Source organism: Gardnerella sp. DNF00109 (assembly GCF_049262845.1).
GTDB lineage: Bacteria > Actinomycetota > Actinomycetes > Actinomycetales > Bifidobacteriaceae > Bifidobacterium > Bifidobacterium vaginale.
Map to the genome: position 1 here is coordinate 848,847 of NZ_CP058406.1, position 23,840 is coordinate 872,686.

The window sequence follows — 23,840 nt, forward strand, 5'->3', positions numbered from 1 at the left end:
TCTCATTGGTGTAGCATACGTAAATAACAGTACCCGACGCGCCTATTAACAATGCGGACCAAGTCGGGTCTTTTGATTTTTGGTCTATAACCCGATATTTAACAAGGGAGTTGTTCAAGTGGTGAATAGTAGGAAGTTTGTAGCAAAAACGAAAGATGTTAGCTTAACGGTGAGAAGGGCTGATTCTTTTAGCATTAGTTATGTTAATTGTGAAAAAGATATATTTCATATTGAAGAAAATCAAGACGGTATAAAACTTGTTCAAACAGAAAAAGTATCGGCTTTTTACTGGCTGCATTGGCTTGCTAAAGGCAGTCCTGCTGTCATTGTTTCATTGCCGGAGAGTATTGATTTTTGTGAAATTGAAGCTGAGTCGAATCAAGTATTAGTAGCAGATATTAAAGCTGACAAGATTTATGCGGAAGTTCATAACGGCAGGGTGGAAGCAAGGAATGTTCAGGCGAATGATGTTTTTCTAAAGTGCCTTAATGGTTCTGCTGTGGCGAATAATGTTAAGGTTGTTGCTTCTTGCATGGTGGATACTTTAAATGGTACGAGTGTTTTAGAAGGAGAAATACCTAAGGATGCATGTCTTGAAGTAGTTTGTGAGAATGGCGTGGCTGAAGTTTGTGATAAGCATAAAGCAAATCTCGTGCGCAACCCAGATGGATGTGCTCATTATGCGGTGCATTGCTTGAATGGAAGAGCTGTAGTGAAGTAATATTGTTGTGGTGTTTTATGTCCGCTACTTTGACCAATCGCACGAAATAGAGTTTGGCATATTCTAAAAATGCTTCGGAATGTTGGAGTATTAGGCTTGGTGGTTTTTAATCCAAGTGTAAAGGTCATTTTCATTTGCCTCGCCAGATGCAACTTTGAGAATAAAAAAGTTCCGTATTGTAGATAAGTAATTTATGAAAGTTGGTAAGCTTCGTAATAAGTAGTAAATGAGCGGGTCAGGTCTGATTTTAATATTTTTTCTCATAATATTTGTTGATAAAAAACATGATTAATGGAGAAAAGGCAATCGAAATAGCTAGAAGAGCAGCTGGCAAATATGCTTTTGTGATAAATGCAATTATGGCAATTATTCCCATTAGGTGCATTAGTATGAATGCCATTGTTGCATTTACTTTATCTTTGATTTTCTCGTTTCTTTCATCGTTCATATTTATTTTGTAGGTGTGGTCTTTTTTCATCATCTTATAGTGCATGATTTTTACGTGTGAAAGTGAGATAATCACAACAAAAACAACTGACAATACAATTTCGACGGATTCATTCAGTTTAAGAGTCAGTGCAAGAATTAATCCGCAAATACCTATTACATAACCTATGTACCAAAAATTCTGGGTTTTTTGTTTTTTCATTTTTTATCCTCCTCGTAAATAAATATTTCTTCGATTGTTAAATTAAAGTACTTAGCAATTTTGTATGCCAATATGATTGACGGGTTATATCTCCCATTTTCCAAAGAACCGACTGTTTGTCTTGATACTTCGAGTGCGTCAGCAAGTTCTTCCTGGGTTATGCCTTTTTCTTTTCTAATTTGTTCAAGTCTATTTTTCACATTACATTCTCCTTTCTAATGGAAAGCTAGCTTTACATATAAGATAATCGTTTCGAAAGTAAATGTCAAGTTTGCTTTCCATTGGATTTAATATTGTATTTAATAAAGATGTGGCGAATTATGAGCCGTTTTGCAGAGATATTTATTCCAGGTTCTCAGATTAACGCCAGTGGAGATCTTTTAGATTGTGCTTTCTAAAATAAGATCATAGATGAACAATTGAATCAATTTTTTTAGATACAAGTATATCCAAGATATACATACTCCTAATGCAGCAAATGCACATGGTAATATTTCTTTATGTAAACAAAAACCGCACATGTGTGAACTAATCCACTTGCATGTGCGGTTTATGTTTAGCTATTACTGATTAATCAAATCAGGCGTTTACGCGATCGATGCCAGACTGTACGTCTGCAATCACGGAATCCCAAGACTTGATGAAGGCGGCAACACCGTCGGCCTCAAGCTTGTCGGTAACGTCCTTAATGTTAATTCCAAGCTCAGCAAGCTTGTTCATAATAGCGTGGCTTTCTTCGTAAGTGCCCTTAATGGAAGCAGCACCGTTGCCGTGATCAGCAAGAGCGTTCAAAGTCTTCTCTGGCATGGTGTTAACAACATGCTCAGCAACCAACTCATCAACGTACTTGCAATCGGAGTAAGCCGCATTCTTGGTACCGGTAGAAGCCCAAAGTGGACGCTGCTTCTTAGCACCCTTGGCCTCAAGTTCAGCCCAACGTGGGTCGGCAGCGAACTTCTTCTCGAAGAGTTCGTAAGCCAAGCGAGCGTTAGCAACAGCAGCCTTGCCTTCAAGAGCCTTAGCTTCTTCGGAGCCGTTAGCTTCGAGGAGCTTATCAACAGCGGTATCAACGCGGGAAACGAAGAAGGAAGCTACGGAACCAATGTGCTTCAAGTCGTGGCCGTTAGCAGCTGCCTGAGCGATACCTTCGATGAAGGCGTCGATGACCTGCTCGTAGCGCTCGAGGGAGAAGATCAAGGTCACGTTCACGGAGATACCCTTAGCAAGGGTAGCGGTGATAGCTGGAAGACCTTCCAAAGTTGCAGGAATCTTGATCATAACGTTTGGACGATCAACCTTTGCCCAAAGCTCTTCAGCCTGCTTTTCAGTGTTGGCAGTATCGTGAGCCAAACGTGGGTCAACTTCGATGGAGACGCGGCCGTCAACGAAGTCGGTCTTTTCAGCGATCTCGCGGAAGATATCAGTTGCGTTACGAACATCGGTGGTGGTCAACTCGCGGATAGCGGTCTCAACGTCAACCTTGCCGAGTTCCTTAAGCTGTGCGTCGTATGGACCAACCTGGCTCAAAGCCTTCTGGAAGATAGATGGGTTGGTAGTAACACCAACAACATTCTTGTTAGCGATCAAATCCTGCAAAGAACCAGACTCAATGCGGGTACGGGACAAATCGTCCAACCAAATAGAAACGCCGGAATCGCTAGTGCGCTGCGTTGCTTCAGTCATGTTATCTCCTTAACACTGTGTTCCACCAGTTGGAACACGTTGGTAGTGTTGGCGTTTTACAGGAAACAGCGGTTGATGCTAAACCAACTGTAGCTTAACATCAACACGCCTTTGCTGTTTCCAGTGAAGTTGCTAAATTAGCACTTCGAGTTTTGTGATGAATCAATTTTATTTTGACACATCAAGTTTTTTTATTTTGCTTAATTTCTATCTTAAGCGCGTGCTTCTTCGATAGAAGCCTTAGCGGCTTCTACTACGTGCTCAGCAGTAATGCCCAAATCGATCATGTTCTGACCGCCGTCACCCTGCAAGCCGTACTGTTCGATAGAAACAGCCTTGCCGCAATCGCCAAGATACTTGTACCAAGGCAATGCCAAGCCAGCTTCGATGGAAACGCGAGCCTTGACGGACTTTGGAAGGATTGCTTCCTTGTACTCTTCGTCTTGCTCTTCGAACCACTCGAGAGATGGCATAGAAAGAACGCGAGCCTTAATGCCTTCAGCTGCCAAAGTCTTGGCGCCAGCAACAGCCCACTGAACTTCAGAGCCAGTAGCCATGATGATTACGTCTGGAGTGCCTTCGCAGTCAACCAACACATAACCGCCGTGCTTTACGCCTTCGCGAGCCTTCTCAGCAGTTTCTGCAAGAGTTGGAACGCCCTGACGGGTCAAAATCATAGCGGTTGGGTAGTTGTTCTTCTTCTCGAAGAAGTAGCGGTAAGCTTCAGCAGTCTCATACTCATCTGCAGGGCGTACAACCTCAAGCTGAGGAATAGCGCGGAAAGCAGCCAAGTGCTCGATTGGCTGGTGAGTTGGACCATCTTCGCCCAAAGCTACGGAGTCGTGAGTCCAAACGTAAAGGTTTGGAATCTCCATCAAAGCAGCCAAGCGAACTGCTGGGCGCTCGTAGTCAGAGAACTGGAAGAATGTGCCGTTGAATGGGCGAGTGTCAGAACCAAGCAAAATGCCGTTGGTAATAGCACCCATTGCGAACTCGCGCACACCAAAGTGAAGCTGGCGACCGTATTCGGAAACGTTTGGCCAAGTGCGGGTTGCGTCTTCGGATGGACCGAAGGAGTCAGCGCCCTTAATGTTGGTGTTATTGGAGCCGCCCAAATCAGCGGAACCGCCCCAAAGTTCTGGCATAACAGCAGCGATTGCGTTAAGAACTGCGCCAGAAGCCTTACGGGTAGCGACCTTGGAACCGACTTCGAAGCCAGCGACCAAGTCGTCAATAGCCTTGTCGAATCCTTCAGGAAGCTTGCCAGCCTTAAGACGCTCGTAAAGAGCAGCCTTATCTGGGTTTGCAGCAGCCCACTTTGCAAGAGCTTCATCCCAAGCCTTGTGAGCAGCCAAGCCGCGCTCTGCAACCTTGCGAGCATGAGCCAAAGCTTCTTCGTCGATTGGGAACGAAACTTCTGGATCGAAACCGCAAAGTTCCTTCAAGCCCTTAACAGCTTCTTCACCAAGCTTAGAGCCGTGGGAAGCTTCATTGTTGGTCTTACCTGGGGTTGGCCAAGCAATCAAAGTGTTAACCTTAATGAAGTGAGGCTTATCGGTAACTTCCTGAGCCTTTTCAATAGCTGCAGCCAAAGCCTGAACGTCTTCCTTGTAGGAGCCGTCTGGCTGGATGAAGCTAACTTCATCGGTGTACCAACCGTATGCACGGTAACGAGCAAGAATATCCTCGGAGAAGGTGAGCTTAGTATCGCCTTCAATCTGAATGTGGTTTGCATCGAAGATTACGGTCAAATTGCCAAGCTTCTGGTTTCCAGCCAAGGAAGCAGCTTCAGAAGAAACGCCTTCCTCAACGTCGCCTTCGCCGCAGATAACCCAAACCTTGTGATCGAATGGGGAAGTGCCAGCTGGAGCTTCTGGATCAAGAAGACCACGCTCAAAACGCTGGCCATAAGCGAAACCAACAGCAGAAGCAAGACCCTGTCCAAGAGGACCAGTGGTCATTTCAATGCCTGGAGTCAAGCCATATTCTGGGTGACCTGGAGTACGCGTGTCTGCGCCGCCACGGAAATACTTGAGATCATCAAGAGTCAAGCCGTATCCAGAGAAGAACAGCTGCACATATTGCGTAAGCGAAGCGTGACCGCCAGAAAGAATAAAACGATCGCGACCGGCCCACTTTGGGTCAGCTGGATCGTGCTTAATGAAGTGCTGGTACAAGGTGTACGCAATCGGTGCCAATGAAACAGGGGAGCCAGGATGTCCGTGTCCTGCTCGCTCAACAGCATCAGCCGAGAGAACCTTCGCCATCTTTACGGCGCGCTCGTCTAATGCAGACCAGTTGAATTCGGTCATGTGATCTACTTTCCTTCCAATAATTCGGGTTTTTTGCGCACAGCTTACGCTGGCCATCACCCTCACATTGCCATTTAATCCTATCTTTTATATCAGACGAATTTCTAACAAAGTGTGTCAAAACTTAACAAAAGTTTATATTTATAGTTAGTTGTTAAGATAACAAAAAATAGTTAATCACATATTATTCTGGAATATATAATAGTTGACAGTAAAAGTTACATTACCTAAATAAAAGGAGGATCAATGCAATCACGTCGCATGATGATACTCCGTGCGGTTGTTGAAGATTATATTCGTTCACACGAGCCAGTTGGATCAGCGTCTTTGGCTAAAAATCACAAATTAGGTGTTAGTTCTGCAACAATTCGCAACGATATGTCAATACTAGAAGAAGAAGGTTATTTAATTCAGCCACATACATCTGCTGGTCGAATTCCTACGGAAAAAGGATACAGATATTTCGTTGATGGATTGGCGGCGCTAATACCACTTTCTAATGCACAAAGAAGAGGAATACGCAGTTTTTTAAGTGGATCTGTAAGTTTGCAAGATACACTTCAACGTTCAGCTCGTCTTCTTGCAAGTATCACTGGGCAGGTTGCTCTTGTTGCGTCACCTGCATTATCTAGATCAAAAGTAAAGAGAATTGAGATTGTTCAAGTATCGTCATCAACTCTTCTTGTTGTAGTAATTACAGACGCTGGAGGGGTAGCGCAACATATGATTCAGGCTTCTAATGTGAATTCAGATGATTTGTTGCATTTAACAAATAAGATTAATGAAGATTGCATTGGATTGTCACTTTTGAATGCATCTAAGAAAGTGTGTGCATTGTCGGAACGTAAAGATTTAGTTTCTTCGTTACAAATAATTAAACAATTGTCTAATGCTATTGAAGATATGTACGATGGCGATCGAGCACACGAATTATACATGGCTGGAACCTCCCAGCTTGCTCATAGACAGAATATTGGTGATTTTGCTGCTCTTTTTGATGCTTTAGAAGAGCAAGCTGTTATTATGCGTTTGATGACTTCGCTAAGTGAGGAGGCAAGTGATTGTGCAAGTGGAGTCAGTGTTGCAATAGGTTCGGAAACTCACACGCCTGGTCTTTTGAATGCTTCTGTTGTGACGAGTGCTTACGGATATAATTCCGATCCTGATTCCGCATTCATTGGTTCAATCGGACCTACTCATATGGATTATGCTGCAACAATGACTGCGGTTAAAGCAGTGGCTAAGTATCTTAATGCGTTTATATCCGAAAATTCATAAAAATATAACTGGCTGTGCCTTATGCAAGAATTATTTTATTAAGGTAAAAGGGGAGTTAAGTGACTGACTATTACAAGATTTTAGGTGTTGATTCTAACGCTAGCGATGATGAGATTCGAAAAGCATATAGAAAATTAAGTCGAAAGTACCATCCAGATATCGCAGGTCCTGAGTTTGAAGACAAATTCAAGGAAGTTAATGCTGCATACGACGTTTTGTCTAATCCAGAAAAACGCAAAATGGTAGATATGGGTGTTGACCCAAACAATCTATCGGCATCGGGTGCTGGAGCTGGCGCTGGCGGATATGCCAATATGAATATGGATATGGGAGATATTTTAAATCAGTTCTTCTCTGGATCCTTTGGAACAAGTACGGGTTCTCCTATTCCGCGCGTGAATCGTGGTGAAGATTCACTCACAGAAGTTAAAGTTGATCTTAAAACAGTAGTATTTGGTGGAAACGCTAAGGTTCATGTAGTGACTTTTGGCTTGTGTCAAGATTGTGCTGGAAAAGGCTCTGCAGATAAATCAGACCCTATAACTTGCCCGCAATGCAAGGGCGCTGGTTTTGTACAAAGGGTTACTCGCACAATGTTTGGTCAAATGATGTCTTCGGAGCCTTGTAGAGAATGCGAAGGTCACGGAACAATCATTAAGAATGTCTGCCCAAATTGTCATGGACATGGTCGAATTCGTACATCAAGAGAAATTGGGATTACTATTCCTGCTGGTATAAAAGATAATTCTCGATTGCGACTTGCCTCGCAAGGAGCAGTAGGGGAATGTGGCGGTCCTGCTGGCGACTTGTATGTTGATGTACATATTCGAGAAGATAAACAGTTTGCTAGGAATCTAAACGATTTACATTGTTGGATTGACATTCCAATGACTTGGGCTGTTTTGGGACATAAAGTTGATATAGATACTTTTGACGGCAAAAAGAGCGTGGAAATCCCTTCTGGCTCTCAAAGTGAAAATACTATTTCTGTACCTAATTTGGGTGTAACGGTTCTAGGCTCTAAAGAACGCGGAAATCTTGTTGTTCACATTCTTGTTAATATTCCAACAAAGCTGAGCGATGAAGAGCGTAAACTTATTGAAGAGTTTGAAAAATTGCATGATGGAAAAGATGATGTTATTGTTCAACGCGCTATCCCAGATTCAACTACAAATCACAAAGGGTTCTTTAGCAAGTTAAAGGATGCTTTCTGCTAATTCGCTAATTCTTAATATTTTCATGACTATTCTCGTTACTGTTCGATTGTTGAGAGTATATGATTTTTGAAGATGTTAAGAATAATGAAGATATTTTTCTTAAGGGGGTTTACGTATGGTGCTACCTATTTTATTTGCTGGAACACCAGAGGTTTCTGTTGCGCCATTGCGGTCTTTAGCTCAAGATAAAGAGCATTTTGATGTTCGTGCTGTTCTTACGAGACCTGATGCTCCGACAGGCAGAGGTAGGAAAATTGTTCCTAGCGCTGTTAAAAAAGCTGCGATTGAACTTGGGATTCCTGTTCTAGAGGTTAATCCTAGTGATGAAGAGGAGTGCATAAGAGCTTTAAAGGCAACTGGCGCTAAACTTGCTGCCGTGGTTGCTTATGGAAAGATTCTTAGACAATCTGTTTTGGACGCTCTTCCTCTAGGATGGTACAACTTGCATTTCTCGCTTCTTCCACAGTGGCGAGGGGCAGCTCCTGTTCAGCGTGCGATTTGGGCTGGAGATGATATTACCGGTGCCACTGTTTTTAAGATTACGCGTGGAATGGATGAAGGACCTATTCTTGCACAAATGACTACCGAGATTGGTGCTCATGAAACAGCTGGCGACTTGCTTATGAGACTAAGCAATGATGGTGCAGATCTTCTTTGCTCTGCTCTTGTTGGGATGGAATCTGGTCAAATTATTCCTGTTGAGCAAGATCCTACACCTTGCCAAATCGCGCAAAAAATCACTGTTGAGGATGCTCATATTCGTTTTGATATTCCAGCATTTGCAATCGATAGGCAGATTCGTGCTTGCACGCCAAATCCTGGAGCTTGGTGTAATCTGCATGTTGATTGTGGCGATTTGCAAATCATTAGTTTGCATGTTCTTTCTTGTGCATTGGCAAAAGATGAGGATATTTCAATACATAATCTAAGCGAACTTAAGCCTGGGCAGATTTTTGCAGGTAAGCGAAATGTCTGGGTTGGTTCTTCAAGTGGTGTTCTTGAGCTTTTAGAAGTTAAAGCGCAAGGTAAAAAGGCTATGAAGGCTGCAGATTGGGCAAGAGGAGCGCATTTAAGTCAAGAGTCCTATTTGGATTGAAGCGATAAGTGTAATCTTGAAAAACGCAAAGTAAAATTTGTATAAATTCTAGTTAGTTAAGTTTAGTTTAGTAAATCTAAAACTAGGCTTAGGTCACGCGTATCTATGCTTGCTTTAGCTTGACTTTTTAATAACTGCTTTGCGCAAAATGCGACGCCTAATCCTGCTGTTTTAATCATATCGATATCGTTAGCACCGTCTCCAATAGCAACGCTTTGAGCAATATCAATATTGTTCTTGCGCACCCAATTAATCAATGCTTTTGCTTTATATTGGCGATTTACTATAGGCTCAATAACTTTCCCACTTAGCTTAGAATCTACTACTTCTAGATTGTTTGCTACCCAAAAATCTATGTTTAGATTTGGCAGAAAATCATCTAAAACATTATTGAATCCTCCAGAAACTGCTCCTATTTTCCATCCAAAGGAATGTAATGTGTCTATAAGTTTTTTGGCTCCACTGGTTACGTGGATACTTTCAATAGCTTTTTTAAAACAAGTGCATTCGAGTCCTTTTAGTATTGAAACCCTTAGTTTTAAAGATGTGTCAAAGTCAATTTCTCCTTTCATTGCTTTAGAAGTTATATATGCTAAATTTGACCCGACCCCAGCAATATCTCCTAGTAAGTCAATCACTTCTTCTTCAATAAGAGTGGCGTCAACATCTAAAACAAGAAGTCCTGGTTTTTTCAATGAAGGAACATTAATTAATTTTTGGTTTTTTAACTCTAGTATTTTAGTCATGTTATAATCTTTTGAAAGAGATGTTAGGTTATGAATTAATTTTAAGGCTGGTTTAAGAAATTTAAGGATTTGTTTTTCTATGCGTTTTGCATTGTAAAACTTTTCTATAAAACTTATATCAAATGTGAAAGTTTATTGATTTTATTGGAATATTGCGTGTGGAAGTTTGGTTTAATTTAATTAGTTGAGTAGAATAGTTGCAGATTTTATGAGAACAAGATTAAAGAATTTGAAAACAATTGTATTAGACAGAGGGGTGAGAAGAATATGGCAGGTATGAATTTACGCGATGTTGCTCTTGAAGTTGCTAGGATTTTGGAAGATGTTGGCAAGCACGCGTATCAAGACCAATTAAATCCTCGAGATATGGCAAGCATGATGGTTCTAGGTGATCCTAATCAATCCGATTCAGCTTTTGGAGATAAGCTAGTACGTTTTATTGAAAATCGTCTTACTTATATAAATACTTTTCAAGGATTCTGGAGAAATAGACCAGATGATTGCAAAACAGGTGATCGTTTTTGGTGTGTAGGCAATATTGACGGTGCTATTAACTTTAACCGCGATATGGCTGAATGGACTTTAACTGTTTCGCTTTTCGAGTTTAATGATCAAGGCTCTGCTAGACCTGTTCTTGGTGTTGTTCATGCCCCAGCTTTAGGGCTTACATATTTGGCTGCTAAGGGTCAGGGTGCTATTCGTATTCGTAAAACTCCTAATGGGGAGAAGCGAGAGAAAATCACGCCTTCTACAACATCAACATTGCATGGCTCTGTTGTTTGCTATGGAATGTCTTATATTCCAGGTGAATCTAAAAGAGCTTTAGACGTTGTTTCTTCGCTTGAGGAAGAATGCCCAGCAGATATTAAGCGTATTGGTCCTGCTTCGCTTGACTTGTGCAAAGTAGCAGATGGTACTTACGACGCATATTTTGAGCCACATCTTCATAGGTGGGATATTCCAGGTGTTTCAGCTGGTGCCGTTGTTGTTAAAGAAGCACAGGGGCATGTTCGACAATGGAATGGTGACTCAATTCATTGGAGACGTGAAAATGACGTTATTGCTTCAAATGGTTTAATAAACAAGGAGCTTCAAAACTATTTGCGATAAATTAGAGTTAAAAATCTTAGCAATTGTTTGCATGATTTTTAATATTAAAGCTTTAATTTTGAGAAAAACATTTATGCAATCGTTATCATTAAATAGACAATATATAAGCGTGTCGCTTTAGCAATATTGTAGAATGAACATGATATCCCATTGTCCGACATTCAGAGGGGAGTGTTAACGATGATTGACACTGCACAAGCATTTGGCGTAGATATTGGTGGCTCTGGTATTAAGGCTGCACCAGTTAATTTGGAAAAAGGCGAGTTTGCAGAACCGCGATATAAGATTCTCACTCCAGCGGTTTCCACACCTCAAGCTGTTGCAGATATTGTTCGTCAGCAACTTGAGCATTTTGATGTTCCTGCAGATGTTCCTGTTGGAATCGCTTTTCCAGCTCCTATTAAGCCTGGAAAGAAGCTTGAGTTTATGGCGAATCTCGATCAATCTTGGATTGGTGTGGATGTTACAGAAGTGTTCAGCGAAGCTTGCGGTCGTCCTGTTACTGTAGTGAATGATGCTGATGCTGCTGGTCTTGCTGAGCAACACTTTGGTGCTGCAAAAGATAAAGATGGCTTGGTTATTGCTACTACGCTAGGCACTGGAATTGGCACAGCATTGATTTATAACGGTACTCTTATTCCTAATACAGAGCTCGGTCATATTCAGCTTGAAAAGGGTAAGGGAGATGCGGAAAAGTATGCTGCTTCTTCTGTTCGCGAAAAGTTAGACATGGGCTATAAAAAGTGGGCTAAGCGTCTTACTAAGTATTATGGTTTGATGGAAAAGTACTTTAACCCAGACCTGTTTGTTGTTGGCGGCGGTGTTAGCCGTGTTAGCGAGAAGTTCTTGCCTCATATCGATATTAAGACACCTATTGTAGTTGCGTCTTTGCACAATGAAGCTGGCATTATCGGTGCGGCATATTATGCAATGCAGCAAAGAAAAAATTAAGGATTTTTGATATTTTATTTGCGCTGGATGCTTTTGCGTTCAGCGCATTTTTTGTATTTGCATATTTTTGTATTTTTATATATTTGGTTTATACAATGCGCTAGTGTAGTCGAGTGCGATTTTCTTCTAGAGTTGATGTTAGTGAGCCAAATCCAATTATTCTGGCTCAACGTGTTGCTATATCTAAAGGTATTAAACTTACAAAACTTAATGATTCAAACCCAACGGCACATGGTCTTTCTCCAGAGTGCTTAAATGCAAAATATACTGCGGATCCTAGAGGTACTGTCGAAGTTAGGCGCATTCTTGCTAACTTTATAAATCATAGAGATAATCGCGTAGATCAAAATATTGTAAATAAGAAGGGTAGTTCAGCTAAGGTTCTTAATCCAGATAATCTATACGTATTATCATCAACTTCTCAAGCATACGCATGGTTAATGATGCTAATGTGTGATTGCGGTGATTCTGTTTTAGCTCCGACTCCTGGATATCCTCTTATAGAATCGATTGCAAGACTACAAGGCGTAAAATCTATACCTTATCCGCTTGTTTATGATGGCTCTTGGACTATTGATATTCCTAGTGTTAAAGAACTTTTAGAGAATACGGATAATCGTATTCGTGCACTTGTTTTAATAAATCCAAATAATCCAACAGGATCTTATATAAAACCTCAAGAAAGAAACGCATTATTGCAACTATGCAATAAAAATAATGTGGCAATTATAGCTGATGAAGTTTTTTATGATTATTGTCTAGAACCTTTTGATGGAAACTGTAGGTTAGCAGGTGAAGAATCTACGCTAGTTTTTGCTTTAGATGGATTCTCAAAGATGCTTGCAGCTCCGCATGCAAAAGTTGGATGGATTGAGGTTTCGGGTCCTAGTCAAGACGTGCAGGATGCTATGAAACGCCTTGATGTTATTGCTGATGATTTTCTTCCAATTGGTGCAACTGTGTCGGAGAGAATTCCGGAATTATTGCAATGTGCTAAAGAACAAACCGATCTTGTTAAAAACAGAGTTAGGTCTAATCTTAAAACGCTTAGAAAAATGCTTGCAAACTACCCAAATTGTTGCGTTAGTGCATTGCGTGCAGAAGGCGGATGGAATATTCTTATCCGTGTTCCATCGTGTTTAGATGATGATGATTTAGCTCTAAGACTTATGCAAGATTATCATCTTGTATCTCAGCCTGGCTATTACTTCGATATGCCAAATAATGGATATTTGGCATTATCTTTGCTGCCAGAAGAAAAACAATTTGTGTATGGTGTTAAAGCGTTGCTAGATACTGTTCATGCAATGCTGGAAGAATTAAATTAATGAAAACAAATTAGATTAATGTGAACCAGCATCTCACAGTATGCCACATTTGAGGATTAAAACGTAGTATTGAGTCTTCTCTGCCTGGTACGAACCAGCTTAGAAAAGCTATTGCTATGGAGAAAAATAGAAGACCAAAAATAACGAATCGCAGTAAATAGCATAATGTTTTAGTTTTCCAAGTGTCACATACTGTAATATCAGTATATTTTTGTAGTAAAGAATTAATACCTATTATTGCGCTTAAAGCGAAAAGCCATGCAAAATCCGCAATATATCGCCATCCTATACCAGCTTTTAAGCTGTCAAAAACAATAACGATTATGCCTGAAATTACAGATATTATAGCCAATCTTGTAGCGATTTTACTCATGTTTCTAGCCATTGTGAAAACGCATATAATTCCTAGTAATGCGAGTGGAGATAATGTAAACATTCCACCAATCATTGGCTCTGCATATTGCCATTTTTCAAAAGCAATAGGTTGAATTGCTATCCAAGGGAAAGTTGATATAAAACGTATTGGCAAAGCTATATAACTTAAAATGGATGGAATGATGTTCTGCGAAGGGAGACGCATTGTAGTCATATCTGTAATCGTAATCTGATATTCATTGCCAAAATTAAAAGGGGACCCAAATCTTAAAGCATTATATAATCCGATTGGTATTGCAACTATTATAAATGGAATAATTATGCAAAGAATTAGCTTTAATAAGTTTTTAAGATTTTCTATAGATTTTTTGTCACTGATAATAATATTTTTAATATATGAGTAAAAATGAGTATAAAATAGCGGAATTGCGAATAGAAAAGCGATTATAAAGGTTGGTCTACAACCAAGATTAAAAGCAATAAACAACGATCCTGCTGCAATATGCTTAAACGATATTATTGATGATGGTTTTAATTGTTCCACTATTTTGTGTGCTTTTATAGTTTCCTCATCTTTAATAGACCCGAGATAAAACCATAATCCGAGTGAAGTGAAGAATAATGATGCAGCCATTGGAACTGAATAAAAGGATGTTCTAAACCACAAGTAAACGGTGTTTGAAGTAATAAAGAATAAGGTTAAACAAATTGATACACAAGCAAGAGTTGCCTGATGATTAACACGTTTAATTAGACGAATAACCAATAGTGAACCAAAAATTAAGAATCCAATTAAGCATATGAAAGTGGCTATTGTTGTAGGGAGCATGGCTCCGCCAGGAATCCACAAATTGGATATAATCTTATATGGTATAAAGAATAAAACAACTGGTATTACACCAAAATACGAATACCAATGACCCTTATAATACGCATGATCCCAATAAATATTGTGTACACAATCAGAAAGAAGATTATTTCTTGCAATTGGGTCATACGGATTAGATAATTTTTGCATTTGCGGCGGAACAGGTAAATCAAGATGAGTCTTACCTTTAAGTAGAGCGTCTGCTGTACGTGCGTATTGATCAAAATCGTAAGTGTAGTTTCCAGCAACATCAAAATGCATTGGAATACCGTTAAAAACATTCCAAAATATTGCAAAAATAGCAATCAAAAGGAAAGGTGTCCAAAATAAAGTAAGTAAAAGTCTTTGATTAATACTCTTTGTATTAAGTCTGATTTTCCAAAGCTTAGACCACGGATTCCATAATGCAATAAAAATTGAAATTATTATAAGAAGAAAAACGCGACCCCAATTCCAGCTAAAAGGTGCTCTAACATTTGCTTTAGCATCCTCAACGTCTACAACATCTCCTTTAGGATGTTGTATCCATAATCTAAGAGTGCTTTTAACTCCAATTGCTTGATCTGGAACTGGAAGCATAGCAAAACTAATGGCTCTAGGGTTGGTACTTAAAGGCTTTCCAGCGATTTTATTAACATCAATTCGTACATGCACATCCGTTTTAACAGGGCTTTTGCCAATTTTTTTCGGCGTAATTAGTGAAGGCTTAAGCTGAATATATGGTGAAGATCCGTCGGAATTAACTTCTAAATAAGATTCCGAAGGATCGGTAATTAAAAGTCCTCCAGAAGAAAGTCTTTCAATACCTGGACCAGTTGCATTGTGTGCGAACATGCTATCTGTGCTGCCAGTAACACTATTCCAAAATGGAATATTTCCAACAGTGCATTCAAACAATGCTATTAACAGCAAGATTGCTAAAGGCGCGCGAAGAACATGGAAAATGTGTTGTAGCGTAAAATTAGCAAATCTAGCTGTTGTTTTCATAGCAATCCTAAAATCCTATTCTTCCGCAACCAAATCAAGATAGTCATCACTCCACAAATCTTCGTCACCGTCTGGCATAAGAAGAACTCGTTCAGGGTTTAACGCAAGAACTGCTCCTTCATCGTGAGTAACCAATACAATAGCGCCTTCGTATTTTGCAATGGCTTTAAGAATTTCATCTCTAGAAGCTGGATCTAAATTGTTAGTAGGCTCATCGAGCAAAAGCACGTTTGCTTTTGAAGTTACAAGAGTTGCCAAGGCTAGACGAGTTTTTTCGCCTCCCGAAAGCACTTTAGCTGGCTTCATTGCGTCATCTCCAGAAAATAGGAAGCTTCCTAGCATAGATCTTGCTTGAGTGTCATTTAAATCTGGAGCAACATGCTGAAGATTTTCTAATACTGTCGCATCTAAATCCAAAGTGTCGTGTTCCTGAGCAAAATAGCCAATCTTGCAGCCATGCCCATAGTTTACGCTGCCAGTATCTGCACTTTCTTCTCCAGCTAGAATACGTAAAGTGGTTGTTTTACCAGCACCATTATATCCAAGAATAACAACTCTTGAACCTTTATCTATAGCCAAATTTATGCCAGCAAATACAATATTGGATCCATAAGCTTTTGAAATATCTTCAGCCATAATAGGTGTTCGTCCGCAAGGAGCAGGTTCTGGAAAACGAATATCTGCTACTTTCTCGCGACTTTGTGCTTCGCTTGTTTCACTTAACAGACGTTCAGCCCTACGCATCATGTTTTGAGCTGCTACTGCTTTTGTTGCTTTTGCATGTAAACGAATACCTTGTTTCATAAGGCGTTCAGCTTTTTTTTCAGCCACTTCTCGTTCTCTGCGCCTGCGTTCTTCGTCTACAACGCGTTGATGTAAGTATGCTTTCCAACCCATTGAATACATGTCTATTTGAGCCAATTGTGCATCTAAATGCCAGACTTTATTTACAACCTCATCTAGCAATTCTGTTGAATGGGATATTACTAAGAATCCACCAGAGAATTTTTTCAAATAGTTTCTCAGCCAAATTATAGAATCTGCATCTAAATGGTTGGTAGGCTCATCTAAGATCAGCGTGTCTGCATCGGAGAAAAGTATTCGTGCAAGTTCAATTCGTCTACGTTGACCGCCAGATAGAGTTCCAAGAGCTTGCTTCATAATTTCTTGTGGAAGCCCAAGGCTGTTTGCCATCGATATTGCTTCCGATTGAACAGCGTATCCACCAGCTTTTTCAAAGTCTTCAATGGCCTTATCGTAGCGATTCATGGCTTTCGTCATAATATCTGGATCTGGATTCGTCATCTCTTTTTCTGCTTTTCGTATACGAGATACGATTGATGAAATGTCGCGAGCGCTCATAATCCTATCTAACGCGCTTTGTTCTGGGTCTGCTGCATGAGTATCTTGTGGTAGATACCCCAATCCACCGCTTACTCGTACAGTTCCGCCAGCTGGGAGCATTTCTCCTGTTATTACTCGTGTAAGAGTTGTTTTTCCAGCTCCATTCCTTCCAACTAAGCCGATTTTGTCGCCTTTTGTTACATGAAAGTCGGTAGGGTTTAATAGCGTACGCGCACCAATTTGTATAGTTAATCCTTGTGCGTCAATAGCCATTTGCACCCACTCCTTAAAATAATGCTTTAATCTGAATATCTTCAAAATGTGTTAGCCAAACTCACGATTATACAGTTAGGCTTGCATAGTTTTTACTAAAGGATTTTATTCTTTATATTTCTATGTATTTCGACAACACGCAGAAAATTATCTACTTCGAACAAGTGTTCTATAATTAATTGTATTATAATTAGTGCTCAATCAATAGTGAGTTTGGTGCAAAGTCTTGATTCTTAAAATAGCTCTTAGGGAGGCAGAATGCAAAGCAAATCAGATTATTCGCAAAACATGCAATTACCTTTATCCCAAGATGCAATTTTAGATAACAAAAACCGTGAATGCACTAAAAAAGCTGACATCTTGCAATCTATGCTCGACTCTGCTCAGCCTGTAAAAGATAATGATAATTTAGTATATGATTTGTCTTCTGTTCCTTCAGATTTAAAGATAACCATACAAGGAGCTAGAGAGCACAATTTAAAAAATGTTAGTTTACAATTGCCTAGAAATCGTATGATTGTTTTTACTGGATTGTCAGGATCTGGTAAATCTTCTCTTGCTTTCGACACTCTTTTTGCAGAAGGTCAAAGGCGTTATGTGGAATCCTTAAGCGCGTATGCCAGGCAATTCCTTGGAAGAATGGATAAACCAGATGTAGATTTTATTGAGGGATTAAGCCCAGCTGTATCTATTGACCAAAAAACTACTAATCGTAACCCTCGTTCTACTGTTGGAACAATCACAGAAGTTTATGATTATTTAAGGCTTCTTTTTGCTAGAGTTGGAATTCCTCATTGCCCTAAATGTGGCGAACTTGTCAGTGCTCAAACACCACAACAAATGGCTAATTCTATACTCTCTTTACCAGAAAGAACAAGATTGCAAATATTAGCACCTGTTGTTAACGGCAGAAAAGGCGAATTCAAAGATACAATTACTCTTCTTAGATCAGACGGCTATTCGAGAGCGCTTGTAGATGGGCAAATGCGCGAGCTTTCTGAAGATATTACTTTAGAAAAACAAAAGAAACACACAATCGAAGTTGTAATAGATAGGTTAATTATAAAAGATGGCATACGTACTCGTTTGACTGATTCTATAGAAACGGCTTTAAAACTTTCTAAAGGAATTGTTATAGCTGATTTTGTAGATGAAGTTGCTGATTCTAAATGCAGACGCCGAAATTTTTCTGAGCACAGAGCTTGTCCTAACAATCACCAGCTTAATTTATCAGAAATAGAGCCTAGAACATTCTCATTCAACGCTCCTTATGGGGCGTGCCCCGATTGCTCTGGAATCGGTTACAATCTAGAGATTGACCCTGCTCTTGTTGTTCCAAATACAGAAAAATCACTTAACGAAGGCGCGATAGAACCTTGGGCACTAAATAAAGCTGCAGGGGAATACTATAGGCATGTGCTACAAGGGCTAAGTGTTGAACTTGGTTTTAGTATGGATACACCATGGTGTGAATTGTCGAAAGATACGCAAAATTCAATACTTTATGGGCATGATTTCGAAGTAAAAGTATCTTATAAAAATAGATGGGGTAGGCAGAGAGAATATTCAACAGGATTCGAAGGTGTAGTGCGCACTCTTATGCGCAAGCATGATGAAACAGACTCAGATCAAATGCGCCAATACTACGAGTCGTACATGCGAGAAGTTCCATGCTTAACATGTAACGGTAAACGATTGCGTCCAGAAGTCTTAGCAGTAACAATAAACTCATACTCAATTGCAGACATATGTGATATGCCAATAGAAAAAAGTCTTGAATGGATTAATTCTTTAAAACTAGAAGGATCAAGCAAGATAATTGCTAAAGAAATTGTAAAAGAAATCAAGGCAAGATTAGGATTCTTAAATGATGTTGGCTTAAATTATTTAACTCTTTCTAGAGCCGCAAAAACACTTTCAGGTGGAGAGGCACAAAGAATAAGATTGGCGACTCAAATTGGATCTGGACTAGTTGGAGTCATGTACGTTCTTGACGAGCCTTCAATAGGATTACATCAAAGAGACAATGAGAAACTCATATCAACATTGCACAATCTTCGCGACTTAGGTAACACTCTTATAGTTGTTGAACATGATGAAGATACAATTCGGCAATCCGACTGGTTAGTAGATATTGGACCCGAAGCTGGAGAAAACGGTGGAGAAGTAGTATATTGCGGACCAGCAAATCACATAAAAGATGCAAAACGTTCAATTACAGGAGACTATATTGCAAAAAGAAAATGCATAGAAGTTCCTAAAAATCGTCGAAAAATAAACAAAAATCGTTTACTAACTATTGTTGGAGCAAAAGAACACAACCTTAAAAATATAGATGTAGAAATACCTTTAGGCATATTTACTTGCATAACAGGAGTATCTGGATCTGGAAAATCTAGTCTTATAAACTCGATACTCTACCCAGTTTTAGCAGATAAGCTAAACGGCGCTCGCATTGTTCCAGGACTTCATAAACGAGTTGTTGGTATTGAAAATTGTGACAAGGTTGTTCACGTAGACCAAAACCCTATTGGTAGAACTCCAAGATCAAACCCTGCGACTTACACTGGTGTCTGGGACAAAATACGTACACTTTTTGCTCAAACACCAGAAGCAAAAGTTAGAGGTTATGGTCCTGGAAGATTCTCGTTTAACGTAAAAGGCGGAAGATGCGAAGCTTGCAGCGGAGACGGAACGCTTAAAATCGAGATGAATTTTTTGCCAGATGTATACGTACGATGTGAAGAATGTCATGGGAAAAGGTACAACAGAGATACTCTAGACGTAACGTATAACGGTAAAACTGTTTCAGACGTGCTGAATATGCCAATTTCTGAAGCTGCTGTATTCTTTAAAGCATATCCATCTATTTCAAGATATTTGGATACTCTTGTACAAGTTGGTCTTGGATATATTAAACTTGGACAAAGTGCTCCAACATTATCTGGTGGAGAATCACAAAGAGTAAAGCTTGCTACAGAGTTGCAAAAACGTTCAACTGGCAAAACTGTTTATATTCTTGATGAGCCTACAACTGGATTGCACTTTGAAGATGTTCGTAAACTTTTAAGCGTTCTTCAATCTTTGGTAGATAAAGGCAATACTGTAATAGTTATTGAACACAATCTTGATGTTGTAAAATGCGCGGATTGGATTATTGATTTAGGACCAGAGGGAGGAGACAAAGGCGGCGAAATAGTAATCACTGGCACTCCAGAAGAAGTTGCAAAATCGACAAAAAGTTGGACGGGCAAATTCTTAAAGCCTATGCTCAAATCTTAAAGGAAATATTATTAAAAAGTATTTTTATGAAAGGAGGTGAAAACATAATGGAAATTGTGAATAATAACATAGATATCAAAGAAGATGCTATAAGCAGTCAAGGCAAATGGAAGAAAACTCATCTGTCTAATTGTGATATAAGTACTACTGACATTTTGAACAATTCAGTTAAAAATAATTTTGGAGCATCACTTTTAGGCGACACGAGAGACTTATTTAGACCAAAAACTTCCGATATTCCAAATCAACCAGGAGTATACAAGTGGAGAGATGAGAAGGGGAAAGTAATATACGTTGGAAAAGCAAAAAGTTTAAGAAATAGGTTGTCTAATTATTTTCAACCGTTAAATCAGCTTCATCCTAGAACTCAGTCGATGGTTTTAACAGCTCGAAGCCTAGAATGGACCGTTGTAAACACTGAGCTTGAAGCTTTAACACTAGAATACACGTGGATTAAGGAGTTTAATCCACGTTTTAATGTTGTTTTTAAAGATGATAAAACATATCCATATCTTGCCGTATCTGTGAATGATGATTTTCCAAGAGTCTGGATCACAAGAAATAGGAATTCTAAATCAACTAGATACTTTGGTCCATATGCAAAAGTGTGGCAGCTAAGGCACAGTCTAGATTCTTTGCTTAAGACTTTTCCTGTAAGAACGTGTAGACAATCCGTTTTTGTCAAAGCTCATAAAACTGGTAGACCTTGTCTTCTTGCAGCCATTGGAAAATGCTCTGCACCTTGCATTGCAAAAGTGGATCGTAAAACTCACAGAAATAATGTTGAACAATTAGTTGGTGTACTAACTGGTTCTATAGGTGATTCTTACATTAACGATTTAACAAGAGAAATGAAAGAATCTAGCGATAATCTTGATTTTGAGAATGCTGCAAAAATAAGAGATAAAATAAACATTTTTAAAACTGTTATGCAACAAAATTCTGTTGTTTTTGACGAGAATGTTGAAGCTGATGTTTTTGGTTTTAGTGGAGATTCTCTAGAGGCATGCGTTCACGCATTCTTTGTTCGCGAAGGCTTATTGCGAGGAGAGAAAAATTGGCAGGTTGAAAGAAGCGAGGATATTAACGATGCAGATATAATAGCGAATTTGCTTATGCGAGTTTATTCAGAATATGAATCAAATAATAATTTGCAATATGAAGACTCTTTGAAAATAGAGCAATCAAGAAATGCATTGCAGATTGACTTGGAGAATACCAAGAGTAAATATATTGACTCAGCGTATCGTGCAAAAACAACAAAAGAGCGTAAAAAAAGGCAAGAATCAACAGGAAGGGGAGATTTACTAGACCCAATTACCCCAATCCCTAGAGAAATAATCATTCCTTTTGAAATATCACAGAATCAATGTGAAAATTTGGAAAATTGGTTAAGCAAATTGCGTGGATCTAAAGTTAGCATTAAGGTTCCTGAACGTGGCGATAAACGAAATCTTATGAATCAAGCAAATGATAATGCTAAACAATCATTAATGAGACTGAAGTCCAGCAGAATCAGCAGTTTAGATGCAAGAAGTAGCGCCATGAACGAGGTTGCCGATGCTCTTGGAATGAGCGAATCTCCTTTGCGTATTGAATGTTATGATATTTCCAATACGGTAAATGGAGAATATCAGGTTGCATCAATGGTTGTATTTGAAGATGGTATTGCTAAACCTAGCGAGTACAGAAGATTCTCCATAAAAGGGTCTGATGGCAACGGAAAACTTGATGATTTGAGCGCATTGTATGAAACTATTTCTAGGCGTTTTAAGCACACAAGTAGTGGCGATGTAGATGATGATTACGGAGAAAATCTTGAAAAATCAAAATATAAAAAATTCGCTTATACGCCTAATCTTATAGTTGTTGACGGGGGTAGAGAACAAGCCAGAGCAGCACAAAAAGCTATGATAGATTGTGGAATAAAAAACATAGTCGTATGCGGTTTGGCTAAAAAGCTTGAAGAAGTTTGGCTTCCTAATAATGAATACCCAATTATTCTTAAACGAAGCTCCCAAGGATTATATTTGCTACAGAGAGCTAGAGATGAATCGCATCGTTTTGCTATAACTTATCATAGGCAGAAACGAAGAAGAGCCATGTTAAATTCGTCACTAGACTCGATTCCTGGTATTGGAGAGTTTTACAAAAAACGTCTTCTTTCCGTATTTGGTAGTGTTAAGAAATTAAAAGATGCGAGTGTTGACGATTTACAAAAGGTTTCTGGAATCGGTCAAGCTAAAGCTAAATCTATTTACGAATCATTGCATAAGTAACACTGATATTCAATAGAATTATCTTATAAATTAGTTAAATAATTTTCGGCATGTTGATTCGTCATGATAAGACACTAGCCTTGTAAGTATGTCTCAGGAAATTGAAATAGGATTGGGCAAAAAAGCCCGAGTTGCTTACTCACTTGACGATATTGCTATACTACCTTCTCGTCGTTCTCGCGACCCGCAGGCTGTTTCTACGTCCTGGCAAGTCGATGCTTATAGTTTTGACGTACCAGTGATTGCTGCGCCAATGGATTCTGTTACTAGCCCAGATACGGCTATTGCAATGGGTCAGATGGGCGCCTTGGGTGTACTTGATTTGGAAGGTTTATGGACTCGTTACGAGGATCCAGAACCACTTCTAAAGGAAATTTCGGAGATTCCAAACGAAATTGCTACGAAGCGTATACAAGAAATTTATTCTGAACCAATTAAGCCTGAACTTATTGTTAAACGTTTGCGCACTATTCGTGATTCTGGAGTTACTGTTGCAGGTGCTCTTTCTCCTCAGCGCACTCAGGAATTCTATTCTACTGTGTTAGAAGCTGGAGTAGATCTTTTTGTTATCCGTGGAACAGCTGTTAGTGCAGAACATGTTTCTAAAGATCATGAACCACTTAATCTAAAGAAATTTATTTATGATCTTGATGTTCCAGTTATTGTGGGAGGCTGTGCTGATTACACTTCAGCTTTGCATTTAATGAGAACTGGTGCAGCTGGAATTCTCGTAGGTTTCGGTGGAGGTGCAGTTTCTGCAACTATGAATACTCTTGGCGTTCAAGCTCCTATGGCAACTGCAATCTCAGATGTTGCCGAAGCTCGTCGCGACTATATGGATGAATCTGGCGGAAGGTATGTTCAAATTATTGCAGATGGCGGAATGGGAACATCTGGCAACTTTATTAAGGCTTTGGCTATGGGGGCAGATGCAGTCATGCTTGGAACTCCTTTAGCACGAGCAACCGAGGCTCCAGGACGTGGAATGCATTGGGGAGCAGAAGCTCGCCATCCATCTTTGCCACGCGGAATGCGTACGAATGTTGGAACTGTTGCTCCGCTGGAGAATATCTTGTTTGGTCCAAGCCATATGGCAGACGGAAAAACAAATTATGTTGGTGCGTTAAGGCGCACAATGGCATCCACTGGGTATGTTGATGTTAAGAGTTTCCAGCGTTGTAGTGTTGTATTTAACCCATTCCATCAGGATGTTCGGTAATTTTTAATACTATTTGTTTACTTCCTTGTGAGCTTAAAACTAAAAATTTAAGTGCACAAGGAAGTAAAAACTATAATGTGCATAACTTAACACTAAATAATCCTTGATTTTTCAACAAAAAT

Annotated in this window: 17 protein-coding genes; 10 read left to right on the top strand and 7 right to left on the bottom strand. The window is 39.5% G+C overall.

The features are described 5' to 3' along the window. The first annotated feature begins 118 nt into the window (after positions 1-118). Complete coding sequence (locus HXT20_RS03315; protein ID WP_064623382.1) at positions 119-721, top strand: DUF4097 family beta strand repeat-containing protein; 603 nt, start codon at positions 119-121, stop codon at positions 719-721. A 247-nt stretch (positions 722-968) separates the two neighbouring features. Here the strand turns inward: HXT20_RS03315 and HXT20_RS03320 are convergent, their stop codons facing one another. The 4 genes from HXT20_RS03320 to tkt all read right to left on the bottom strand — a co-directional run bounded on the left by HXT20_RS03320 (position 969) and on the right by tkt (position 5,365). After that, positions 969-1,370: a DUF2178 domain-containing protein gene (locus HXT20_RS03320; RefSeq protein ID WP_101891931.1), complete on the bottom strand. Its 402-nt coding sequence runs from the start codon at positions 1,368-1,370 to the stop codon at positions 969-971. Continuing rightward, complete coding sequence (locus tag HXT20_RS03325; protein ID WP_004113289.1) at positions 1,367-1,570, bottom strand: helix-turn-helix transcriptional regulator; 204 nt, start codon at positions 1,568-1,570, stop codon at positions 1,367-1,369. The genes HXT20_RS03320 and HXT20_RS03325 overlap by 4 nt, the downstream gene beginning before the upstream one ends. Before the next feature lie 379 nt (positions 1,571-1,949). Next, positions 1,950-3,053, bottom strand: a complete 1,104-nt coding sequence (gene tal, locus HXT20_RS03330) for a transaldolase (RefSeq protein WP_064623174.1) — start codon at positions 3,051-3,053, stop codon at positions 1,950-1,952. 212 nt (positions 3,054-3,265) lie between these two features. Then, positions 3,266-5,365 carry a transketolase gene (tkt, locus tag HXT20_RS03335; RefSeq protein WP_004117899.1) on the bottom strand — a complete coding sequence of 700 codons (2,100 nt, stop codon included), beginning with the start codon at positions 5,363-5,365 and terminating at the stop codon, positions 3,266-3,268. Between the two features lie 261 nt (positions 5,366-5,626). Here tkt and hrcA point away from each other — a divergent pair, with 261 nt between their 5' ends. From hrcA to fmt, 3 genes are all read left to right on the top strand, one after another. After that, a complete protein-coding gene (gene hrcA, locus HXT20_RS03340; protein ID WP_219620485.1) occupies positions 5,627-6,643 on the top strand; it encodes a heat-inducible transcriptional repressor HrcA in 1,017 nt (338 codons plus the stop codon). Between the two features lie 59 nt (positions 6,644-6,702). Further along, positions 6,703-7,860, top strand: a complete 1,158-nt coding sequence (locus HXT20_RS03345) for a DnaJ C-terminal domain-containing protein (protein WP_004117893.1) — start codon at positions 6,703-6,705, stop codon at positions 7,858-7,860. A 115-nt stretch (positions 7,861-7,975) separates the two neighbouring features. After that, positions 7,976-8,956, top strand: a complete 981-nt coding sequence (gene fmt, locus HXT20_RS03350; protein WP_004117890.1) for a methionyl-tRNA formyltransferase — start codon at positions 7,976-7,978, stop codon at positions 8,954-8,956. Positions 8,957-9,018: 62 nt separating this feature from the next. Here fmt and serB read toward each other — a convergent pair whose 3' ends face one another. After that, positions 9,019-9,702, bottom strand: a complete 684-nt coding sequence (serB, locus tag HXT20_RS03355; protein ID WP_422114241.1) for a phosphoserine phosphatase SerB — start codon at positions 9,700-9,702, stop codon at positions 9,019-9,021. Between the two features lie 267 nt (positions 9,703-9,969). On the opposite strand from serB, the gene HXT20_RS03360 reads away from it, so the two are divergent. The 3 genes from HXT20_RS03360 to HXT20_RS03370 all read left to right on the top strand — a co-directional run bounded on the left by HXT20_RS03360 (position 9,970) and on the right by HXT20_RS03370 (position 13,091). Further along, entirely contained in the window at positions 9,970-10,812 is an 843-nt protein-coding gene (locus HXT20_RS03360; RefSeq protein WP_004111680.1) for an inositol monophosphatase family protein, read from the top strand. Positions 10,813-10,992: 180 nt separating this feature from the next. Continuing rightward, positions 10,993-11,763 carry a polyphosphate--glucose phosphotransferase gene (gene ppgK / locus HXT20_RS03365; protein ID WP_285064367.1) on the top strand — a complete coding sequence of 257 codons (771 nt, stop codon included), beginning with the start codon at positions 10,993-10,995 and terminating at the stop codon, positions 11,761-11,763. A 113-nt stretch (positions 11,764-11,876) separates the two neighbouring features. Then, a complete protein-coding gene (locus tag HXT20_RS03370) occupies positions 11,877-13,091 on the top strand; it encodes a pyridoxal phosphate-dependent aminotransferase (protein ID WP_422114242.1) in 1,215 nt (404 codons plus the stop codon). A 10-nt stretch (positions 13,092-13,101) separates the two neighbouring features. On the opposite strand, the gene HXT20_RS03375 is transcribed toward HXT20_RS03370, so the two are convergent. Then, on the bottom strand, positions 13,102-15,321 hold the full coding sequence (locus tag HXT20_RS03375) for a beta-carotene 15,15'-monooxygenase (RefSeq protein WP_285060114.1): 2,220 nt from the start codon (positions 15,319-15,321) through the stop codon (positions 13,102-13,104). 15 nt (positions 15,322-15,336) lie between these two features. After that, a complete protein-coding gene (locus HXT20_RS03380; RefSeq protein WP_004111673.1) occupies positions 15,337-16,938 on the bottom strand; it encodes an ABC-F family ATP-binding cassette domain-containing protein in 1,602 nt (533 codons plus the stop codon). Between the two features lie 258 nt (positions 16,939-17,196). Here HXT20_RS03380 and uvrA point away from each other — a divergent pair, with 258 nt between their 5' ends. The 3 genes from uvrA to HXT20_RS03395 all read left to right on the top strand — a co-directional run bounded on the left by uvrA (position 17,197) and on the right by HXT20_RS03395 (position 23,718). Continuing rightward, complete coding sequence (gene uvrA / locus HXT20_RS03385) at positions 17,197-20,220, top strand: excinuclease ABC subunit UvrA (RefSeq protein WP_415705045.1); 3,024 nt, start codon at positions 17,197-17,199, stop codon at positions 20,218-20,220. Positions 20,221-20,267: 47 nt separating this feature from the next. After that, the gene (gene uvrC, locus HXT20_RS03390; protein ID WP_032841089.1) at positions 20,268-22,499 is read left to right on the top strand and encodes an excinuclease ABC subunit UvrC; all 2,232 of its coding nucleotides are present in this window, start codon (positions 20,268-20,270) and stop codon (positions 22,497-22,499) included. A gap of 88 nt (positions 22,500-22,587) precedes the next feature. Further along, a complete protein-coding gene (locus HXT20_RS03395; RefSeq protein ID WP_004111665.1) occupies positions 22,588-23,718 on the top strand; it encodes a GuaB3 family IMP dehydrogenase-related protein in 1,131 nt (376 codons plus the stop codon). The last annotated feature ends 122 nt before the right edge of the window (positions 23,719-23,840 follow it).